This is a genomic window from Methylobacterium sp. M6A4_1b (assembly GCF_053345175.1).
The window spans coordinates 1-17411 of sequence record NZ_JBKEZQ010000044.1 but is presented as its reverse complement, the minus strand read 5'-3'; the positions used below and the strand labels follow the sequence as shown (position 1 = coordinate 17411).

At 72.4% G+C, this 17411-nt stretch carries 18 protein-coding genes; 13 read left to right on the top strand and 5 right to left on the bottom strand.

Annotated features, from left to right (window positions below):
* Positions 1-630, top strand: a 630-nt coding sequence (locus ACLBWX_RS21975) for a DUF1236 domain-containing protein (RefSeq protein ID WP_447679080.1), incomplete at its 5' end; no start/stop codon positions are given.
* A gap of 60 nt (positions 631-690) precedes the next feature.
* On the opposite strand, the gene hrcA is transcribed toward ACLBWX_RS21975, so the two are convergent.
* Positions 691-1746 carry a heat-inducible transcriptional repressor HrcA gene (gene hrcA / locus ACLBWX_RS21970; protein WP_200930057.1) on the bottom strand — a complete coding sequence of 352 codons (1056 nt, stop codon included), beginning with the start codon at positions 1744-1746 and terminating at the stop codon, positions 691-693.
* Positions 1747-2023: 277 nt separating this feature from the next.
* On the opposite strand from hrcA, the gene ACLBWX_RS21965 reads away from it, so the two are divergent.
* The 4 genes from ACLBWX_RS21965 (at position 2024) to hemW (ending at position 5066) form a co-directional block, all read left to right on the top strand.
* Positions 2024-2332 (top strand): hypothetical protein, encoded by a 309-nt coding sequence (locus tag ACLBWX_RS21965; RefSeq protein ID WP_447679079.1) that lies wholly within the window; start codon positions 2024-2026, stop codon positions 2330-2332.
* Between the two features lie 134 nt (positions 2333-2466).
* Entirely contained in the window at positions 2467-3195 is a 729-nt protein-coding gene (gene rph / locus ACLBWX_RS21960; protein WP_447679078.1) for a ribonuclease PH, read from the top strand.
* On the top strand, positions 3192-3824 hold the full coding sequence (rdgB, locus tag ACLBWX_RS21955; protein WP_447679077.1) for an RdgB/HAM1 family non-canonical purine NTP pyrophosphatase: 633 nt from the start codon (positions 3192-3194) through the stop codon (positions 3822-3824). Before rph ends, rdgB begins: the two co-directional genes overlap by 4 nt.
* A gap of 63 nt (positions 3825-3887) precedes the next feature.
* Entirely contained in the window at positions 3888-5066 is a 1179-nt protein-coding gene (hemW, locus tag ACLBWX_RS21950) for a radical SAM family heme chaperone HemW (RefSeq protein ID WP_447679076.1), read from the top strand.
* Here the strand turns inward: hemW and ACLBWX_RS21945 are convergent, their stop codons facing one another.
* Positions 5067-6281 (bottom strand): penicillin-binding protein activator, encoded by a 1215-nt coding sequence (locus ACLBWX_RS21945; protein WP_447679075.1) that lies wholly within the window; start codon positions 6279-6281, stop codon positions 5067-5069. It abuts the gene before it with no gap.
* A 120-nt stretch (positions 6282-6401) separates the two neighbouring features.
* On the opposite strand from ACLBWX_RS21945, the gene rsmI reads away from it, so the two are divergent.
* Together rsmI and ACLBWX_RS21935 are read left to right on the top strand one after the other, a co-directional pair.
* On the top strand, positions 6402-7370 hold the full coding sequence (gene rsmI / locus ACLBWX_RS21940) for a 16S rRNA (cytidine(1402)-2'-O)-methyltransferase (protein WP_447679074.1): 969 nt from the start codon (positions 6402-6404) through the stop codon (positions 7368-7370).
* Positions 7360-7740 carry a YraN family protein gene (locus ACLBWX_RS21935; protein WP_243214468.1) on the top strand — a complete coding sequence of 127 codons (381 nt, stop codon included), beginning with the start codon at positions 7360-7362 and terminating at the stop codon, positions 7738-7740. Before rsmI ends, ACLBWX_RS21935 begins: the two co-directional genes overlap by 11 nt.
* A 2-nt stretch (positions 7741-7742) precedes the next feature.
* Here ACLBWX_RS21935 and ACLBWX_RS21930 read toward each other — a convergent pair whose 3' ends face one another.
* Positions 7743-8132, bottom strand: coding sequence for a response regulator (locus tag ACLBWX_RS21930; protein WP_447679073.1), 390 nt, complete (start codon positions 8130-8132; stop codon positions 7743-7745).
* A 318-nt stretch (positions 8133-8450) separates the two neighbouring features.
* Between ACLBWX_RS21930 and ACLBWX_RS21925 the strand changes: the two genes are divergently transcribed.
* From ACLBWX_RS21925 to ACLBWX_RS21915, 3 genes are read left to right on the top strand one after another with little or no spacing between them, the layout of a single operon-like run.
* The gene (locus tag ACLBWX_RS21925) at positions 8451-9377 is read left to right on the top strand and encodes a glycine betaine ABC transporter substrate-binding protein (RefSeq protein ID WP_447679072.1); all 927 of its coding nucleotides are present in this window, start codon (positions 8451-8453) and stop codon (positions 9375-9377) included.
* Positions 9374-10555 carry an ABC transporter permease subunit gene (locus ACLBWX_RS21920; protein WP_447679071.1) on the top strand — a complete coding sequence of 394 codons (1182 nt, stop codon included), beginning with the start codon at positions 9374-9376 and terminating at the stop codon, positions 10553-10555. The genes ACLBWX_RS21925 and ACLBWX_RS21920 overlap by 4 nt, the downstream gene beginning before the upstream one ends.
* Positions 10556-10584: 29 nt before the next feature.
* Positions 10585-11322: an ABC transporter permease gene (locus ACLBWX_RS21915; RefSeq protein ID WP_447679070.1), complete on the top strand. Its 738-nt coding sequence runs from the start codon at positions 10585-10587 to the stop codon at positions 11320-11322.
* Here the strand turns inward: ACLBWX_RS21915 and ACLBWX_RS21910 are convergent.
* Together ACLBWX_RS21910 and ACLBWX_RS21905 are read right to left on the bottom strand one after the other, a co-directional pair.
* A complete protein-coding gene (locus tag ACLBWX_RS21910) occupies positions 11309-12535 on the bottom strand; it encodes a L,D-transpeptidase (protein ID WP_447679069.1) in 1227 nt (408 codons plus the stop codon). The genes ACLBWX_RS21915 and ACLBWX_RS21910 overlap by 14 nt on opposite strands.
* A 69-nt stretch (positions 12536-12604) precedes the next feature.
* Positions 12605-13534 carry an extensin-like domain-containing protein gene (locus ACLBWX_RS21905; protein ID WP_447679068.1) on the bottom strand — a complete coding sequence of 310 codons (930 nt, stop codon included), beginning with the start codon at positions 13532-13534 and terminating at the stop codon, positions 12605-12607.
* A 229-nt stretch (positions 13535-13763) separates the two neighbouring features.
* Between ACLBWX_RS21905 and ACLBWX_RS21900 the strand changes: the two genes are divergently transcribed.
* From ACLBWX_RS21900 to ACLBWX_RS21890, 3 genes are all read left to right on the top strand, one after another.
* Entirely contained in the window at positions 13764-15866 is a 2103-nt protein-coding gene (locus tag ACLBWX_RS21900; protein ID WP_447679067.1) for a M3 family metallopeptidase, read from the top strand.
* Positions 15867-15936: 70 nt separating this feature from the next.
* Positions 15937-16752, top strand: a complete 816-nt coding sequence (locus ACLBWX_RS21895; RefSeq protein ID WP_447679066.1) for a hypothetical protein — start codon at positions 15937-15939, stop codon at positions 16750-16752.
* A 124-nt stretch (positions 16753-16876) separates the two neighbouring features.
* A partial coding sequence (locus ACLBWX_RS21890) for a transposase (RefSeq protein ID WP_447678298.1) occupies positions 16877-17411 on the top strand: 535 nt, incomplete at its 3' end.

Sequence of the window (17411 nt, the reverse complement as noted above, 5' to 3'; positions counted from 1 at the left end):
GGCGGCGAGGCCGGGGGCGGCGGTGCCGGGATGCGCGGTGGCGCGGAGTCCGGAGCCGGTCCGGCCGGCGGCGCACAGCGCGGCGAGGCCGGCGGAGCCGGTGCCCGTGGCACCGAGGGCGGCGCGGGTCGCCAGGACGGCCGGTCCGGTCCGGCGGCCGGCGAACGCGGTGGCCGCGAGGACGGCGGACCCGCGGCGCGGGGTGATCGCGACGGCAAGGCGGACCGTGATGGCAAGGCGGACCGTGATGGCAAGGCGGACCGCGATGGCAAGGGCGCTCGCGGGGACCGGGATGACCGCGGGGGCCGCGACGGCCGGGCCGATCGCGAGGGCCGAGGCGGTCGTGGCGACCGCGGTGCGGTCCGGGGCGCCTATGGCCGCCTCGGTGCGCCGCAGCGGACGGAGTTCCGCCAGAGCGTGTTCCGCCGCGGGATCCCGCGCCTCGCGGCCGGCGCCTTCGCGCTCACCGTCGGCACGGCCATCGCCCGCAGCTACACCCTCTACGACCTGCCGCCGGACATCGTCCGGATCGCGCCGGAATACGAGGATTACCGCTACGTGCTGGTGGACGACGACATCGTCATCGTCGATCCCGACACCTACGAGATCGTCGACGTGATCCGCGGCTGACCCGACCGGTTCGGAAACTCATGGGGGCGGGGCTTCGGCTCCGCCCCTTCGCGCGTCCGCTCAGCGCTTGCGGTCGAGGAGGCCGGAGACCACCCGGGCGGTGTAGTCGACCATCGGCACGATGCGCGCGTAGTTCAGGCGCGTCGGCCCGATGACGCCCACCACGCCGACGATCTTCTGCGAGCCGTCGCGGAAGGGCGCCGCGATCATCGACGAGCCTGAGAGGGAGAACAGCTTGTTCTCCGAGCCGATGAAGATCCGCACCCCCTCGCCGCCCTCGGCCCGCGACAGGAGTTCGATCACGTCCTTCTGGGTCTCGAGGTCGTTGAACAGCAGGCGGATGCGCTCGAGGTCCTCGGCCGCGCGCAGGTCGTCGAGGAGGTTGGCCTGACCGCGCACGATGAGCTGGCGCGCATCCGAGGGGCCAACGCTCACCGCGAGGCCGGCATCGACCAGGCGCTCGGTGATGACGTCGAGCTCGCGCTTCATCGCCTGCCGGCCCGATTCGATCTCCGCCCGCAACGTTCCGAGGGTCCGGCCCTGCAGCCGGGCGTTCAGGTAGTTCGAGGCCTCCTGGAGAGCGCTGGCCGGCAGGCCCGGCGGCAGGTCGAGGAGGCGGTTCTCCACCGAGCCGTCGTCGGAGACGAGCACGACCAGGGCCCGCGTCGGATCGAGGCGCACGAACTCGATGTGCTTGAGATGGACGTTGGTCTTGGTGGTCAGGACCACGCCGGCGCCGCGGGAGATGCCCGAGAGCAGCATCGAGGCCTCGGCGAGGGCGGAATCGAAGGTGTGGCCCGAGGCGGCCGCGCGCATCTGCGCCTCGATCCGCTCCTGCTCCTCACGGCCGACATCGCCGAGTTCGAGCATGGCATCGACGAAGAAGCGCAGGCCCTGCTCCGTGGGCAGGCGCCCCGCGGAGGCGTGCGGCGCGAAGATGAGACCGGAATGCTCCAGGTCCGCCATGACGTTGCGGATCGAGGCCGGCGACAGCGCCATCGGCAGGATGCGGGCGAGGTTGCGCGAGCCGACGGGCTCACCGGTCGTCAGATAGCTCTCGACGATCTGCCGGAAGATCTCGCGCGAACGCTCGTTCAGCGCACTGAGCACCTGCATCTGCTGCGATGTCGAGAAGGGGCGGGCGGGCTCTGTCACGATCCATTCCTGAGGCGGAGAGTGTGACGATCTCCAGTGCTTTACACAATGCTTCCCGCGGTCACTCCCCGGGGGACATCACGCGGCCCGGAAGAAACAGCTTGGCCGTGTGAGGCGTTCCGCGCGGTTCGTGCGTTGCCCTAGCCCATCGTCGAAGGCGGGCCGCGAGGCCGGGCCGACGGCGACGGGACCTTTCCGATATCCACCTTGCCGTATCGCACAGAGGAGTGACCATCCCATGAGACCCACCGCCCGATCCGGTCTGATCAAGTCCCTTGCCATCGTCCTGGCGATGGTCGGTGCGATGCTCTTCGGGGCGCCGCAGGGCGCTCAGGCCGCCCCCGGCATCGTCTCGACCGAGGTCGCCGGCTCCGCCGCCGCCATCACCGACGTGCAATATGGCGGCCACATGCGTCACCACGGCCGCGGCTACCGCCACCATCACCACCATGGCCGCCACTTCGGCCATCGTCACCACCGCCACTTCGGCCACCATCACGGCCGGCACCACGGCCACCACTACGGTCATCGCCGCTACCGCTACTGATCGGAAGCCCGGGCCGGCTCCCCAGCCGCCAGGCCTGCCTTGTCGGGGCGACCCTCGCCTCGTCGGGCCGACTCTTGCCGGGCGATCCCCCAAACCGTAAAGCCGCTCTCCATCACATCCGGAAGGAGAGCGGCATGCGGCCCTCGAAGCGCGCGACCGACGAACTGCGCAACGTCACCCTGGAGCGCGCCGTCTCCCGCCACGCCGAGGGTTCCTGCCTCGTCAGCTTCGGCGACACCAAGGTGCTCTGCACGGCCACCCTGGAGGAGCGCGGCCCCGGCTGGCTGCGCGGCTCGGGCAAGGGCTGGGTCACGGCCGAATACGCCATGCTGCCCCGCGCCACCCACGAGCGCACCCGGCGCGAGGTGAATTCCGGCAAGCCGTCCGGCCGGACCCAGGAGATCCAGCGCCTGATCGGCCGGTCCCTCCGCGCCGTCACCAATCTGCCGGCCATCGGCGAGCGCCAGATCACCGTCGATTGCGACGTGATCCAGGCCGATGGCGGCACCCGCACCGCCGCGATCACCGGGGCCTGGGTCGCCCTGCACGATTGCTTCACCTGGATGCGCGGCCGCTCGATCATCTCGGTCGACCCCCTGCGCGACCACGTGGCCGCGGTCTCCTGCGGCATCTACAAGGGCAAGCCCGTCCTCGACCTGGACTACGCCGAGGATTCCGGGGCCGAGACGGACGCCAACTTCGTCATCACGGGCACCGGCGGCCTCGTCGAGGTGCAGGGCACCGCCGAGGGCAAGCCCTTCTCCGAGGAGGAGCTGTTCGAGCTGCTGCGGCTCGCCAAGGGCGGCACCCAGTCCCTGGTCGCCCTCCAGAAGCAGGCCGTGGCACCGGGAGCCTCCGCATGAGCGGGCATCGCATCCTCACCGGCCGCGTCGTCATCGCGACCCACAATGCCGGCAAGCTCGTGGAGATGCGCGAACTGCTGGCGCCATTCGGCGTCGACGCGGTCTCGGCGGGCGAACTCGGGCTGCCCGAGCCCGACGAGACCGGCACGATGTTCGCCGAGAACGCCGCCATCAAGGCGCTCGCCGCCGCGACGGCCTCCGGCCTGCCGGCCTTCGCCGACGATTCCGGGCTCTGCGTCAACGCGCTGGACGGGGCGCCGGGGCTGTTCTCGGCGCGCTGGGCCGGTCCGTCCAAGGACTTTTCCGGCGCCATGGCCCGCATCGCCACGGAGCTCGACAAGCGCGGCGCCACGACCCGGCGGGCGCATTTCGTCTCCGCCCTGGTGATCGCCTGGCCGGACGGCCACACCGAGACCTTCGAGGGCCGGGTCTTCGGCGAACTGGTGCCGCCGCGCGGGGCGAGCGGCTTCGGCTACGATCCGATGTTCCTGCCCGACGGCTACGACCGCACCTTCGGCGAGATCTCCTCGGAGGAGAAGCACGGGGTCGACTGGCAGACCGGCAACGCCCTCTCGCACCGCGCCCGCGCCTTCGTGCTCCTGGCGCAGACCTGCCTGCGGCGCCCTTGAGACCGGCGCCGGGATTGCCAAAGCGCGGTCCCGCGCGCACATCCGCCCCATGACGTGCGCCCCATGACCGAACCGACAGGCCCGGACCACCCGACCCGCGACGCGGGCTTCGGGGTCTACGTGCACTGGCCCTTCTGCGCCTCGAAGTGCCCCTATTGCGACTTCAACAGCCACGTGCGCCACGCGCCCGTGGACGAGGGGCGCTTCCTGCAGGCCTTCCGGGCCGAGATCGCCCATGTGGCGGCGCACACGCCCGGCCGGACCGTGTCCAGCGTGTTCCTCGGCGGCGGCACGCCTTCCCTGATGCAGCCCGCCACGGTCGCGGGGCTGCTCGACGCCATCGGGGGCGCCTGGACCGTGGCGCCGGGTGTCGAGGTCACGCTGGAGGCCAACCCGACGAGCGTCGAGGCGACGCGCTTCCGCGGCTACCGGGCCGCCGGCGTCAACCGCGTCTCCCTCGGCGTCCAGGCCATGGACGACGTCTCGCTCAAACGGCTCGGACGCCTGCACAGCGCGGCGGAAGCCATGGCGGCGGTGCGCGTCGCCGCGGCGCATTTCGAGCGCTACTCCTTCGACCTGATCTATGCGCGCCCCGACCAGAGCCCGGCCGCCTGGCGGGCCGAGCTCGAGGGCGCCATCGCCCGGGCGGCGGAGCACCTGTCGCTCTACCAGCTCACCATCGAGCCGGGCACACCGTTCTACGGCCTCGCCGCCGCCGGCAAGCTGGTCCCGCCCGACGACGATTCCGCGCGCGCCCTCTACGACGTGACGCAGGAGGTCTGCGACCGGGCCGGTCTGCCGGCCTACGAGATCTCCAATCACGCCCGGCCGGGCGCGGAATCGCGCCACAACCTGCTGTACTGGCGCTACGGCGAATATGCGGGCATCGGCCCCGGCGCCCATGGCCGCCTCCTCGGGGAAGCGGGCCGGATCGGCACCGTCACCGAGCGGACCCCGGAAGCCTGGCTCGCCAAGGTGGAGGCCCAAGGCCACGGCATCGTCGAGACCGAGGCCCTCGCGCCCTCCGACCAGGGCGACGAGTTCCTGATGATGGGCCTGCGCCTGCGCGAGGGCATCGATCCGGGGCGCTACGCCGCCCTCAAGGGGCGCGCCCTGGATGCCGATCGGATCGACGACCTCGTCGCCGAGGGGCTGATCGCGCGCGGACCCGACGGCCGCATCGCCGCGACGCCGGCCGGCGCGCCGGTGCTCAACGCCCTGGTGGCGGCGCTCGCCGCCTAATCAGGTCCCCGAGGGGCCGAGCGTGCGGGGGGCCGGGCTGACGATCGCGGGCGCGCCGGAGCGGATCTCGTGGACCGCCAGCGCCCGGTCGCTCGGGCCGTCCGGCCGGAACCGGAAGGTCCCGTCCACGCCGGAGAAGCCGGAGGGGTTGGTCAGCGTGCTGTCGGCGAAGCGCTGCGAGCCGAACTGGCGCGACAGCGCCGCCATCAGCGACACCGCGTCATAGGCCAGGGTGGCGACGCGCGGCGGCACGGCGCCGAAGCGCGCCTGGTAGCGCTGCGAGAAGCCGTTGAAGCCGGCGGCGTCCGGCGCCGCGAACCAGCCGCCCTGAAGGGCGGGCAGCGCGAACACGCGGGGATCGTTCCAGACGGCGGTGCCGATCGGCCGGACGCGGCCGGGGACGAATCCGGCCTTGGTCAGGGCGGGGGCGACGGTGGCGAGACCGTCCGGCGTGTCGGGGATGAAGAGCGCGTCGGCCTGGGCCGCGGGCCCGGTGATCAGCCCGCCGAGGCGCCCGATGGCCGGGGCCGGGTTGCCGACGGGATAGCGCTCGATCGCCACGAGGCGCGCGCCCTTGCGGGCCACCGCCTCGCGGAACTGGGCCTCGACGGCATTGCCGTAGCTCGAATCCGGGATCATCGCCGCGAAGGACTTGCGGCCGGCGGCGACGGATTCGTCGACCACCCGGTCGACCTCGGCCTGGGGCAGGAAGCTCAGGAGGTAGGTGCCGCGCGCGGCCACCCCGGCATCCGTCGAGAAGGCGATGAGGGGCTTGCCCGCGGCACGGACCACGCCGGCCGCCGCCTGGACGTTGGCGGCGAAGAGCGGGCCGAGGACCAGCTCGGCCCCGTCCGCCACCGCCGCCTGCGCCGCCTCGCGCGCGCCGTCCGGCGCGCCGCGATCGTCCTTCACCAGGATCTGCAGGTCGGGCTTCTGGAAATCCTCGATGGCGAGTTCGGCCGCGTTGCGCATCGCCGTGCCCACCGCCGCGCCCGGCCCGGTGAGCGGCACCACCAGGGCGACCTTCACCGATCCGGTACCGATCCGTCCTCCCGCGGCGGGAACCGGCGCCGGCGTGGCCTCGGCGTCGGCCTGTGGCGGCGGCACGCGGTTCGAGAAGCGGCCGCCACCATCCGGACCGCCGACGCAGGCTGCGAGCAGAAGCGATGTCGAGATCCCGACGAGCCCCGATTTCAGCCTGTTCGCGCGCGTCATCGGTGGCCCCCCTGTCGCCGGCTGACGACCCACGCTTGCAGTCTAGGGGCCAAAAGTAAATGTGAGCCGACGCCCTGCCGTGCATTCCGCAGCGGGGGCCGATCGTGGCAAGGTCCGGCCATGACCCAGAAGATCGATCCTCGTCCCCGGCGGCGCCGCGACCCGGCCGCCCCGGGCTCCGGCGCCCGCCCGCCCGCCACCTTCACGGCCTTCGGCCTCGCCGCGGAAGCCGAGGCGATCGAGCCCGGCCTGCACGTGGTGGCGACCCCGATCGGAAACCTGAAGGACGTCTCGTTCCGCGCGCTGGCGACGCTGGCCGCCGCCGATGCGGTGCTGGCCGAGGACACGCGCGTCACCCGCACGCTGCTGATGCATTACGGGATCACGACGCCCCTGGTGGCCTATCACGAGCATTCCAACGCGGCCGTGCGCGAGCGGATGATCGCGCGGATGCAGGCCGGCGAGGCCCTGGCCCTGGTCTCCGACGCGGGCACGCCCCTCGTCTCCGATCCCGGCTTCAAGCTGGTTCAGGCGGCGATCGAGGCGGGCCTCGCCGTGACGCCCATCCCCGGCCCCTCGGCGGTGATGACCGCGATCGTCGCCGCGGGTCTTCCCACGGACCGGTTCTTCTTCGAGGGTTTCCTGCCGGCGAAATCGGGCGCCCGGCGCAACCGCATGGAGGCGCTGGGGCGCATCCCCGGGACCCTCGTGCTGTTCGAATCTCCCCATCGCCTGCCCGAGATGCTGGTCGACGCCGTGGAGGTCCTCGGGGCGACCCGCCCGGCCGCCGTCGCACGCGAACTGACCAAGCTCTACGAGACGATCCGGCGCGGCAGCCTGGGGGCTCTCGCCGCCCTCTACGCGGAGGAGGGCGCGCCCAAGGGCGAGGTGGTGGTGATCATCGGCACGCAGGAGGAGGCAGCGGACGAGGCGCAGACCGATGCGGGCATCGACGCGGCCCTGACGGCCGCGCTGGCCCGACACTCGATCAAGGACGCCGCGACCCTGGTGGCGGAGGAGACCGGCCAGCCCCGCCGCATCGTGTATGCCCGTGCCCTCGCCCTGGCCCGGCGCGACGATGAGGGCTGAGGGCGGCGCCGCCGAGCGCCGGCGCAGCACCGAGTTGCGCGGCCGCACGGCCGAGACCCTGGCGCTCCTCGCTCTCATGCTGAAGGGCTATCGGCCGCTCGGGTCGCGCTTCCGCGCGGCGGGGGGCGAGATCGACCTGATCGTCCGACGCGGGGCGACGATCGCGTTCGTCGAGGTGAAGGCGAGGGGGACGCTGGAGGCGGCGCAGGGCGCCATCGACGCCCGCAAGGTCGCGCGCTTCTCGCGCGCCGCCCGGGCCTGGATCAGCCGGCATCCGTCGACCGATGCCGCGACCTTCCGGGCGGATGCGGTGTTCGTCTCGCCGCGGGCCTGGCCCCGGCACGTGGCCGACGCCTTTCCGATCCGGTGAGATCAGGCGCGCGCGGCGGCGACCGCGGCGATCAGCGTCCGCTTGAGGTCGGCCTGGCTGAACGGCTTCTGGACGACCGGGCGCTCCCGGAACGGCTCGCGGATGCCGGCGCCGCCATAGCCCGTCGAGAACACGATCGGAAGGTTGCGCTTCACGATGGCCTCGGCCACCGGATAGATCGGCTCGCCGGCGACGTTGACGTCGAGGATGGCGACCTCGAAAGTCTCGTTCTGCGCCATCTCGAGGGCGGTCGACAGACGCGCGGCGGGTCCGACCACCGTGCAGCCGAAATCGAGCAGCATGTCCTCGAGCAGCATCGAGATCGCAGCCTCGTCCTCGACGACAAGCACGCGAGCCCCGTTGAGAAGGTCTTCGTCCACTTGAGCACTCACGCCGGGGCTTCTTCCCTTCGATCCGTTCGGAATTCCGAAATCCCTTCCGCGGAAGGTCTTCGGATGTTCGCTCCCACCGTGTGCAAACGGCCCCGCGTCTCGCGAACGATCCAGGGTCCGGGCGAGACCGCAAGGCACACTGACCGGCCCGGCACGGATCGAGCCGTCGCCCGTTCCGCGGGGCGTGTCAAGCGCCTGACGGTCGCCGGAGGCCGTGGGAGCGCAAGCAATGTTACGGTCTGATACATTTCTGCGTCGCCGGCACCCATCGGTAGGCAGCGCCCCCTCGCGCGCCAACAACCTATGTTAACCCCACGCGTGCCTGTGCGGGACCCGACGCGGCGCGAAGCGCTGGTCTGGCTCGGCCTCGCCGGGACCCCGGTCGCCGGTCCGGCCGCGGCGGACGCGCCGCTCGTGGTGGCCTCGAAGAGCGATACCGAAGGCGCCCTCACGGGGGCGATGATCGCCCGAGTCCTGGAACGCCTCGGCCTGCCCGTCCTGCGCAAGCTCGGGCTCGGGCCGACCCTGATCGTCCGCAACAGCCTGCTGTCGGGCGAGATCTCGATCTATCCCGAATATACCGGCAACGGCGCCTTCTTCACCGGGACCGAGACCGACCCGGTCTGGAAGTCGCCGCAGGGCGCCTACGAGACGATCCGGCGGAAGGATGCCGAGCGCGGCCTCGTCTGGCTGACGCGGGCGCCGGCCAACAACACCTGGCTCATCGCCGTCAACGGCGCGCTCGCCCGGCGCGAACGTCTCGCGACGATGGCCGACTTCGCCGGTGCGGTCCGCCGCGGCGTGATCGCGCTCGCGGCCTCCACCGAGTTCGTGGAGAGTCCGGCGGCCCTGCCGGCCTTCGAGGCGGCCTACGGCTTTGCTCTGCCCCTCGACCGCATCGTCAGCCTGCCCGGCGGCGACACCTTGGTGACCGCACGGGCCGCCGCGCAAGGCATCAGCGGCGTGAATGCCGGCATGGTCTACGGGACGGACGGCGCGCTCTCGGCCCTCGATCTCGTCGTGATGAGCGATCCCCTCGGCGCCCAGATCGTCTACGAGGTCGCCCCCGTGATCCGAAAGGCCGACCTTGCGCGCCACCCCGGGATCGCCCCGGCCCTCGCACGGGTCTTCACGCGCCTCGATGCGGAAACCCTGCGGCGGCTCAACGCCCGCATCACCGTGGACGGCGAGGTCGCCGACGCGGTGGCGGACCGCTTCCTGGCCGAGAACGGATTGTTGCCGTGACGGCCGATCCGCGCCAGGGCGGGACGGGCCGCGCCGGGATTCGTCCGCTCCTCGCGGCGACGGCGTGGTTCGGCGCCCTGGCCATCGCCCTGACGCGCCTGCCCCTCCTGAGCGTCGCCGAGAACCGGCTCGCCCTCGGACATCCGGTGACGGGTCTCGCGGCCCTCGGCACGACGGGCTTCGTCGTGCTGGCGCTGGGCGCCGGCGCCATCGGCCTCGCCGCGACTTCGCGGGGGCGCGGCGGGGCGGCGGCGGCCGTCCTGCTGCTGGTCCTCGCCACGCTCCTGCTCGGACAGGGCCTCGGGAGGGGCGCCGCCCTGTCCCTGGCCGGCCTTCCCCCGGCGGCCCGGACCAGCCTCGGCCCGGGGTGCTGGCTGGCGCTGGCCCTCCTCGGCGGCGCCCTCGGCCTCGCCGTCCGCCGCGCGCGCATCCCCGGCCTCGGCCTCGCTACGGGCGTGCTCCTGAGCCTCGCCCTGGCGACGGTGGGCCGAATGGGCGCCTTCGACGCTCTCTCGCTCGCCGTCGAGTACGCGGCCCGGCGCGGGACGGTGAACGCGGCGATCGCAGAACACCTCGCCCTCGCGGGCGCCGCGCTGCTCCTCGCCTGCCTCCTGGCGGTCGGATTGTCGCTGACGCGGCGCGGGCAGGGGCTCGTGGCCCTGGTGCTCGGCGGGCTCCAGGTCGTGCCCGCCGTCGCTCTCCTCGGCGCGATGGTCGCCGCGATGGCGGGCCTCCTGCGCGCCGTCCCGGCCCTGCGCGACCTCGGCCTCTCGGCCCTCGGTCCCGTTCCGGCCGTCGTCGCCATCGCCGCCTACCTGGCGCTGCCGCTCTGGCGCGGCCTCGCCCTGGCCCTGCGGGCGCCCGACGCCGACACCCTCCAGGCCGCCGAGGCCGTGGGCCTCTCGCGCGGGCAGATCCTGGCCCGGATCCGCCTGCCGATCGGAGCGCCGATCCTCGTCGGCGCCGTCCGCGTCGCCGCCGTGCAGGGCCTCGGCCTCGCCACCCTCGGCGCCCTGGTCGGCGGCGGCGGCCTCGGACGCATCGTCTTCGACGGCATGGCGCAGTTCGCCCCCGATCTGATCCTCCTCGGCGCGATCCCCGTGGTGGTGCTCTCGCTCCTGGCCGAGCGGGGACTCAGCCGGCTCGAGGCGGCCGCGCGGCGGCGGTGGCACGCATGAGGAACTTGGACGTCGAGAAAACCTCGGGGATGAAGCCGCCGCGTATGTCGCCCGCCCTCGGCTTCGCCCTGACGGGTCTGGTCCTGGCGGGCGCCAGCCACCCCGCCGTGGCCGGCTGGATCACCGAGGCCCTGGGGGAGCCCGCGCACCGTCCGCTGGCGGTGGGACGCCTCCTCGACCTGACACGCGCGCATCTCGTCCTCGCCGGAACCGGCCTCGCCCTCGTGGCCGTCCTCGGCATCGGCCTCGGGATCCTGGTGACGCGACGCTTCGCCGAGCCGTGGCGGCCGGCGATCGACGGCCTCGCGGCGGCCGCGCAGGCGGTCCCGCCGGTCGTCGTGGTGGCGCTCGCCCTTCCGGTGCTCGGGTTCGGCGGACCGCCGACGCTGCTCGCCCTCGTCGCCTACGGCATCATGCCGGTGCTGCGCGGGACGGCAGGCGCGATCGCCGGCGTGCCTCCCGAAATCCGCGAGGCCGGGCGGGCGATCGGCCTGAACCGGCTCCAGATCCTGTGCCGGATCGAGCTGCCGCTGGCCGCTCCCGACATCGTCGAGACCCTGCGGACCGCGCTGGTGCTGGCCATCGCCACGGCCGCCGTCGGTGCCCTGGCGGGCGCCTCGACCCTGGGTACGCCCATCGTGGCGGGCCTGCAGAACCAGAACACCGTGGCGATGCTCCAGGGCACCGCCGCCACGGCCGCCCTGGCCTTCCTCGCCGACGCCGCGCTCCTGGCGGGCGTCGGCCGGTGGCGGTCTACTCGTCCTTGAACACCACTTGCGCGCCGCGGCTGACGCGGTTGGCCAGGTCGCGCGCATCCCAGTTCGTCAGCCGGATGCAGCCGTGGGATTCGGTCTTGCCGACCTTCTCCGGCTCCGGCGTGCCGTGGATGCCGTAGGACGGGATCGACAGGTCGATCCAGACCACCCCGACCGGGTTGTTCGGCCCCGGCGGGATCGTGAACTTGGTCTTCGCCTTGACGCCGGCGAACTGGTATTTCGGGTCGTAGGTGTAGGTCGGTGCGTAGGCGACGCCCTCGACCTTCGCCTCGCCGGACGGCGCCGGCTTCTCCTCGCTGCCGATCGAGGCGGGATAGAACGCCACCAGCGTCCCGTCCTTGTCGAAGGCGCGCACGTTCCGGCTCTCCTTGTCGACCTCGATCCGGGTCACGTCCTTCGCATCGCGTTCCTTGAGGTCGGTGGCCTGGGCGCCCGAATCCTTGGCCTCGGCCGCCTTGGCCTCGTCGCGCCTGGCTTCCTTCCTGGTCGACTCCTTGGCCTGCTTCTTCGCGGCCTTCTCCTCCGCCGTCGGCTTGCCGGTCTCCAGCGGCTTCACCGCCGCAACCAGGATCTTCGTGCCGGCCTTGCCGAAATCGGCGTCGGGATTGAGCGCGCCGAGAAGATCGGGGGACATGTGGAAGCGCTCGGCCAGCATCTCGCGCGGGCTGGTGTAACCCAGCGCATCGAGGTCGGCCTGGTCCTCCATCTTCGGCGGCATCTTCTCGACGAACGGCCCGGCCGCGTCGGCCTCCGTGATCGCGTACTCCGTCAGCACCGGATCGTGGCTGGTGGCCTGCAGCTTGTCGGCGAGGTTCGGCCTGATCTCCGTCTCGGGCTTCAACCCGTTGGCGGCGGCGAAGGCCGCCACGGCGCCGCGGAGGTTGTCACCGTCGCGCCCATCGATGGCGCCGGGCGAGAAGTGGGCGCGATCGAGGAGCACCTGCGCCTTGATCAGAGCGGGCTCGGGCCGCTTCGCGCCGCTGCGCTTGGCCGCCTCACCCTTCGCCACCTCGCCCTTGTCCGCCTTCTTGGTGTCGCTCTTCGTCGCGTCCCCCGCCGGTGCCAACGCGGCGGATTCCACCGCCTCGCGCGTCAGGGCCGGCGCCTCCGCCTTGTCTTTCGTCTCGGCGCGCGCTCCGCCCGCCAGCGTGACCAGGGTCAGGACCGCGAGGCCGCCGATCCGTGTCGAAGGATACCTGATCACCGAAGAACTCCCGCGCTATCCGCCTGATTGCGCAGGAGTAAGTGCGCTGGGCGGTTCCGCGTTCCCCCCTCACTGACACAGGCGGTGACCGGCGTTTCGCTGCCGCTCGTCGAGGTGGAGATGATTGGCATGGGCCGCATCCGAGCCCGGGCCGAGGACCGTGCGGAAGAAGTCGCAGGCCCGGCCCCGCACCGCACCGAGGAAGGTCGCCTCGGGCGTCCCCTCGGGCGCGGCCAGCACGGAGATCGCCGGGCGGTTGGCGAAGGTGAAGCCCATCACGTCGACGCCGTTGGCGAAGCTGTGCTCGCTCAGCTTGGCGTCGGGATCGTGATTCTGGCCCCGGCACTCGTAGGAGGTGCCGATCGTCAAACCCTTGAGCGGTTGGCCGAGGTCGCGTTCGGCGGCGACCTGCGCTTCCGTCGCCCAGCGGGCGAGGGATTCGGCCGCGGCGCAGACCAGGGTCACGGGGGGCGTCAGGGCGAGGTCGTCGGCGAGCGCCGTGACCTTGAGGGGCTTGGCGGCCCCGCACTGGCCGTTCGTGACGGCCGGCAGGGGCTCGAACCGGGCGCCCAGACGCTCCAGGCGGCGCCGGCAGGCGCTGTCGTCGACGGGCGCGACCGTGATCGCCAGCGCGGGGGCCGAGAGTTCGGCCGGGCGCGGCGGCGGGGCCGGCATCTCGGCGCCTTCCGCCGGCTTCACCGGCTCGGGCTCGCGGGCCTTCGCCGACGCCGCGGGCGCCGGAACCGCGGGTGGCGAGAGTTCGGGCGGGCGCTCGGGCGGGCGCGGGGCCTCGGTCGGTACCGGCGCCGGCGCCGGGGCCGGCGTCGCGAGTTCCGGCGGGCGCTGGGGCGGCTCCGGCGGCGGCATCGGGATCGCGGTGGCGTCGGAGGGCACGCCCTTCTGCTCGGCCATCGCGGCGCCGGTCAGGACGACCCCGCCCGAGAGGGCGAGGATCGCGGCCGCGGCGCGGGGAAGAGCGTGGCGGTGGCGCAGGGGCATCTCGTTCCCGATCCGGTTCGTCGACATCGGTCCGCCGAGACGGGTCGATCGGAACCGGTCGATCGCGGCGGACGGCCTGTAACGGCCGAGACGGCCGCAGGGTTCGAGCGAGCGGAAGCGTGACGGATGGCGCCCCGCGACGCCGCCGACCGCGCGCATGGCTTTGCGCTTCGCGCCCACGTGCTTACCTTGCGGCACGATGCGCGACGAACCGCACGAAGGAACGCGAATGACCATTGGCACGCCCGACGCTTCCCAGGAGACCGCTCAGGAGACCGCCGCCGCCCCGGCGCAGATCGGGCCGTTCGCGGAGCGGACCTGGTCGACGCCGCACGGATTGCCGCCCTTCGAGCAGATCGCGCCGGTCCATTACCTTCCGGCCTTCGAGGCCGCGCTCGCCAGCCACCGGGCCGAGATCGACGCCATCGCGGCGGAGACGAGCCCGGCACGCTTCGACAACACGGTCGCGGCCCTGGAGCGGGCCGGGCACGACCTCGACCGCGTCGCCTCGGTGTTCTTCAACCTGAGCGGCAGCCACACCAATCCCGAACTCCAGGCCGTCGAGCGTGCCATCACGCCCCGCCTCGCCCGCCACGGCAGCGCGATCTACCTGGACGCGGCGCTCTGGGCGCGCATTTCCGCCGTCGATGCCGAGGCCGAGCAACTCGGGCCGGAGGAGCGGCGGGTGCTCGAGCGCTACCGGACCCGATTCCGCCGCTCGGGCGCCGACCTCGCGCCGGAGGCCAAGGCCCGGATGGCCGAGATCGCCGCGCGCATGGCCGAGCTCGGCACCACCTTCAGCCAGAACCTCCTCGCGGACGAGAGCGCCTTCGCGCTGCCCCTGGAGACCGAGGACGACCTCGCCGGCCTGCCGCCCTTCCTGCGCGCCGCCGCCGCCTCGGCCGCCCGCGAGCGGGGCGGCGCGCACGGCCACGTCATCACCCTGTCGCGCTCGCTGATCGAGCCGTTCCTGGTCTTCTCCACCCGCCGCGACCTGCGCGAGAAGGCCTACGAGGCCTGGACCCGCCGCGGCGAGGGCGGCGGCGCCACGGACAACCGTGGCATCATCGCGGAGATCGTCTCCCTGCGGGCCGAGCGCGCGCGCCTGCTCGGCTATGACAGCTTCGCGCATTTCAAGCTCTCGGACTCGATGGCCGGGTCGCCCGACCGGGCGATGGACCTGCTGCGCAACGTCTGGACGCCGGCCCACCACCAGGCCGCCGCCGAGCGCGACCGGCTCCAGGCCCTGGTCCAGGCCGAGGGCCATAACTTCGACCTCGCCAAGCACGACTGGCGCCACTACGCCGAGAAGCTGCGCCGGGCCGAGCACGACCTCGACGAAAGTGAGATCAAGCCGTACCTGCCCCTCGACGGCGTCATCGCGGCGGCCTTCGACACGGCCGAGCGGCTGTTCGGCCTGCGCTTCACGGAACTGCCCGACGTGCCGCGCTACCATCCGGACGTGCGCGCCTGGACCGTGCGCAACGCCGACGGCTCGGAGGTCGGCCTGTTCCTCGGCGATTACTTCGCCCGCGCCACGAAGCGCAGCGGCGCCTGGATGAGCGCCTTCCGCTCGCAGGAGCGGCTCAACGGCGACATCAAGCCGATCATCGTCAACGTGATGAACTTCGCGCGTGCCCCGGAGGGCGAGGCGACGCTGCTTTCCTTCGACGATGCCCGCACCCTGTTCCACGAGTTCGGCCATGCCCTGCACGGGCTCCTGTCCGACGTGACCTACCCGATGCTGGCGGGCACCGCGGTCGCGGGCGACTTCGTCGAATTGCCATCGCAGCTCTACGAGCACTGGCTCGAACAGCCGGAGGTGCTGCGCAAGCACGCCCGGCACCACCGCACCGGCGAGCCGATGCCGGAGGACCTGCTGAAGCGACTGCTCGCGGCCCGGACCTTCAACCAGGGCTTCGCGACGATCGAGTACACGTCGTCGGCCATCGTCGACATGACGCTGCACCTGTCGAGTGGCGGCGAAGACGGTCTCGACGTGACCGCCTTCGAGGCGGACGCCCTGAAGCGCATCGCCATGCCGGCGGAGATCTCGATGCGGCACCGGACGCCGCACTTCGCGCACATCTTCTCCGGCGACGGCTATGCCGCCGGCTACTACAGCTATCTCTGGTCGGAAGTCCTCGACGCCGATGCGTTCGACGCCTTCCGCGAGGCCGGCGACATCTTCCACCCGGAGACGGCGGCCCGCCTGCGCAAGTACGTGTACGGGGCCGGCAACCTGCGCGATCCGGGGGAGGCCTACACCGCCTTCCGCGGCCGGCTGCCGAGCATCGACCCGCTCCTGCGCCAGCGGGGGCTCGCGGCCTGAGAACAGGGTAACGGTTTCGTAAAGAAACAGCCTTAACCAATGCTTCCTGCCCCATCAGGATGCATTGGTCATGACGGATAAGGTCCTCGCGGCGTCGGCGGAACCCTCGCCCGACACCCTGCTCAAGCAAGCGATCCTCGGCGCCCGCGCCTCGGCCGAGAAGGCCGCGGCGGCGCCGGCCGAGACCGGCGGGGCCCGGACGGGCAGGTTCCGCGTCGAACCACGCCTCCTCGCCGTCGCTGCGGCAAGCCTCGGTCTCGGTTCGCTCCTGGGCGCGGGCGCGATGGGCCTCGCGGCCCCGCGCGGCGCGGATGGCGGCGAGACCCTGGCGCAGATCCGCCACCAGATGGAGATCGGCCGCACGGAATCCGAGCACCAGGTCGAGCGCCTGGCCAAGGGGCTCGCGCAGCTTCAGGACAATGCGGAGGCCGCCCGCACGGAAGCCAAGGCCCGCCACGCGAACCTCGCCGAGCGCCTCGGCCGGGCCGAGCAGAGCCTCACCACGAAGTTCGCCGCCACCGGTGACCGCCTCGAACAGGCCGAGAAGGACCAGACCGCACGGTTGGCGGCCCTCACGGCCCAGATCGAGAAGCGCGCCGCCGCTCCGGTCCCCGCCTTGGCGCCCCAGGCGGCCAAGCCGATGGCTCCGGAGCCCACCGAGACCGGGACGATCCCGGACAAACCGAAGCCGTCGCCGGCCGAGGGTTGGGCCGTGCGCGAGGTCTACGATGGCGTGGCGGTGCTGGAGGATCGCAAGCGGCGACTCGTCGAAGTCGGCCTTGGCGACACCGTCCCGGGCGTCGGACGAATCGAAAACATCGAGCGGCGCGGCAAGACCTGGGTCGTCGTCACGAAGCAGGGAACGATCACGCCGCAGGCTTGGTGAGGCGGATGCGGGCCGGTGCCGTCAATCGGCGCGTGGCGGCGACCTAGCAGGGTGTTGAAGAAGTCCGTGGCGTGCCAGGGGTTGGCATGATTCACTGCTCCCTGGCAGTAAACGGGGAAGGCAGATGCGGGGCTCGGATCGGCGTTCGGGGGCGTTGTTCTCGTATGTGGACCTGGAAGCTCGGGTCCGGTCCGATCATCCTCTGCGGGCCATCCGGCAACTGACGGACGAGGCGCTGGTGGCCCTGAGCGGGTCGTTCTCGGCACTCTATGCGACTCGGATGGGTCGTCCGTCGATCCCGCCCGAGATGCTGCTGCGGGCTATGCTCCTGCAGGCGTTCTACTCGATCCGCTCGGAGCGGCAGCTGATGGAGCGGCTGGAGTTCGACCTGTTGTTCCGCTGGTTCGTAGGGCTGGGCATCGACGATCAGGCCTGGGATCATTCGAGCTTCACCCGGAACCGGGACCGGCTCCTGGCCGGTGAGATCGCGGCCCAGTTCCTGGCCGCCGTGCTGGCCCGGCCCCGGGTCAGGCGGCTTCTGTCCAGCGACCACTTCAGCGTCGATGGCACGCTGATCGAGGCCTGGGCGTCGATCAAGAGCTTCAAGCCCAAGGATCAGGGCGGCAACGATCAAGGGAAAGATCCGCCGCCGCCGTCCG

What these genes read in the sequence shown, in the direction of transcription:
- ACLBWX_RS21905 (WP_447679068.1), bottom strand. Translation starts at nt 13,534, where the DNA reads ATGCCCCTGCGCCACCGCCACGCTCTTCCCCGCGCCGCGGCCGCGATC.
- ACLBWX_RS21895 (WP_447679066.1), top strand. Translation starts at nt 15,937, where the DNA reads ATGACGGATAAGGTCCTCGCGGCGTCGGCGGAACCCTCGCCCGACACC.
- ACLBWX_RS21915 (WP_447679070.1), top strand. Translation starts at nt 10,585, where the DNA reads ATGAAGCCGCCGCGTATGTCGCCCGCCCTCGGCTTCGCCCTGACGGGT.
- ACLBWX_RS21900 (WP_447679067.1), top strand. Translation starts at nt 13,764, where the DNA reads ATGACCATTGGCACGCCCGACGCTTCCCAGGAGACCGCTCAGGAGACC.
- ACLBWX_RS21935 (WP_243214468.1), top strand. Translation starts at nt 7,360, where the DNA reads ATGAGGGCTGAGGGCGGCGCCGCCGAGCGCCGGCGCAGCACCGAGTTG.
- ACLBWX_RS21965 (WP_447679079.1), top strand. Translation starts at nt 2,024, where the DNA reads ATGAGACCCACCGCCCGATCCGGTCTGATCAAGTCCCTTGCCATCGTC.
- rph (WP_447679078.1), top strand. Translation starts at nt 2,467, where the DNA reads ATGCGGCCCTCGAAGCGCGCGACCGACGAACTGCGCAACGTCACCCTG.
- rsmI (WP_447679074.1), top strand. Translation starts at nt 6,402, where the DNA reads ATGACCCAGAAGATCGATCCTCGTCCCCGGCGGCGCCGCGACCCGGCC.
- ACLBWX_RS21945 (WP_447679075.1), bottom strand. Translation starts at nt 6,281, where the DNA reads ATGACGCGCGCGAACAGGCTGAAATCGGGGCTCGTCGGGATCTCGACA.
- rdgB (WP_447679077.1), top strand. Translation starts at nt 3,192, where the DNA reads ATGAGCGGGCATCGCATCCTCACCGGCCGCGTCGTCATCGCGACCCAC.
- hemW (WP_447679076.1), top strand. Translation starts at nt 3,888, where the DNA reads ATGACCGAACCGACAGGCCCGGACCACCCGACCCGCGACGCGGGCTTC.
- hrcA (WP_200930057.1), bottom strand. Translation starts at nt 1,746, where the DNA reads ATGCAGGTGCTCAGTGCGCTGAACGAGCGTTCGCGCGAGATCTTCCGG.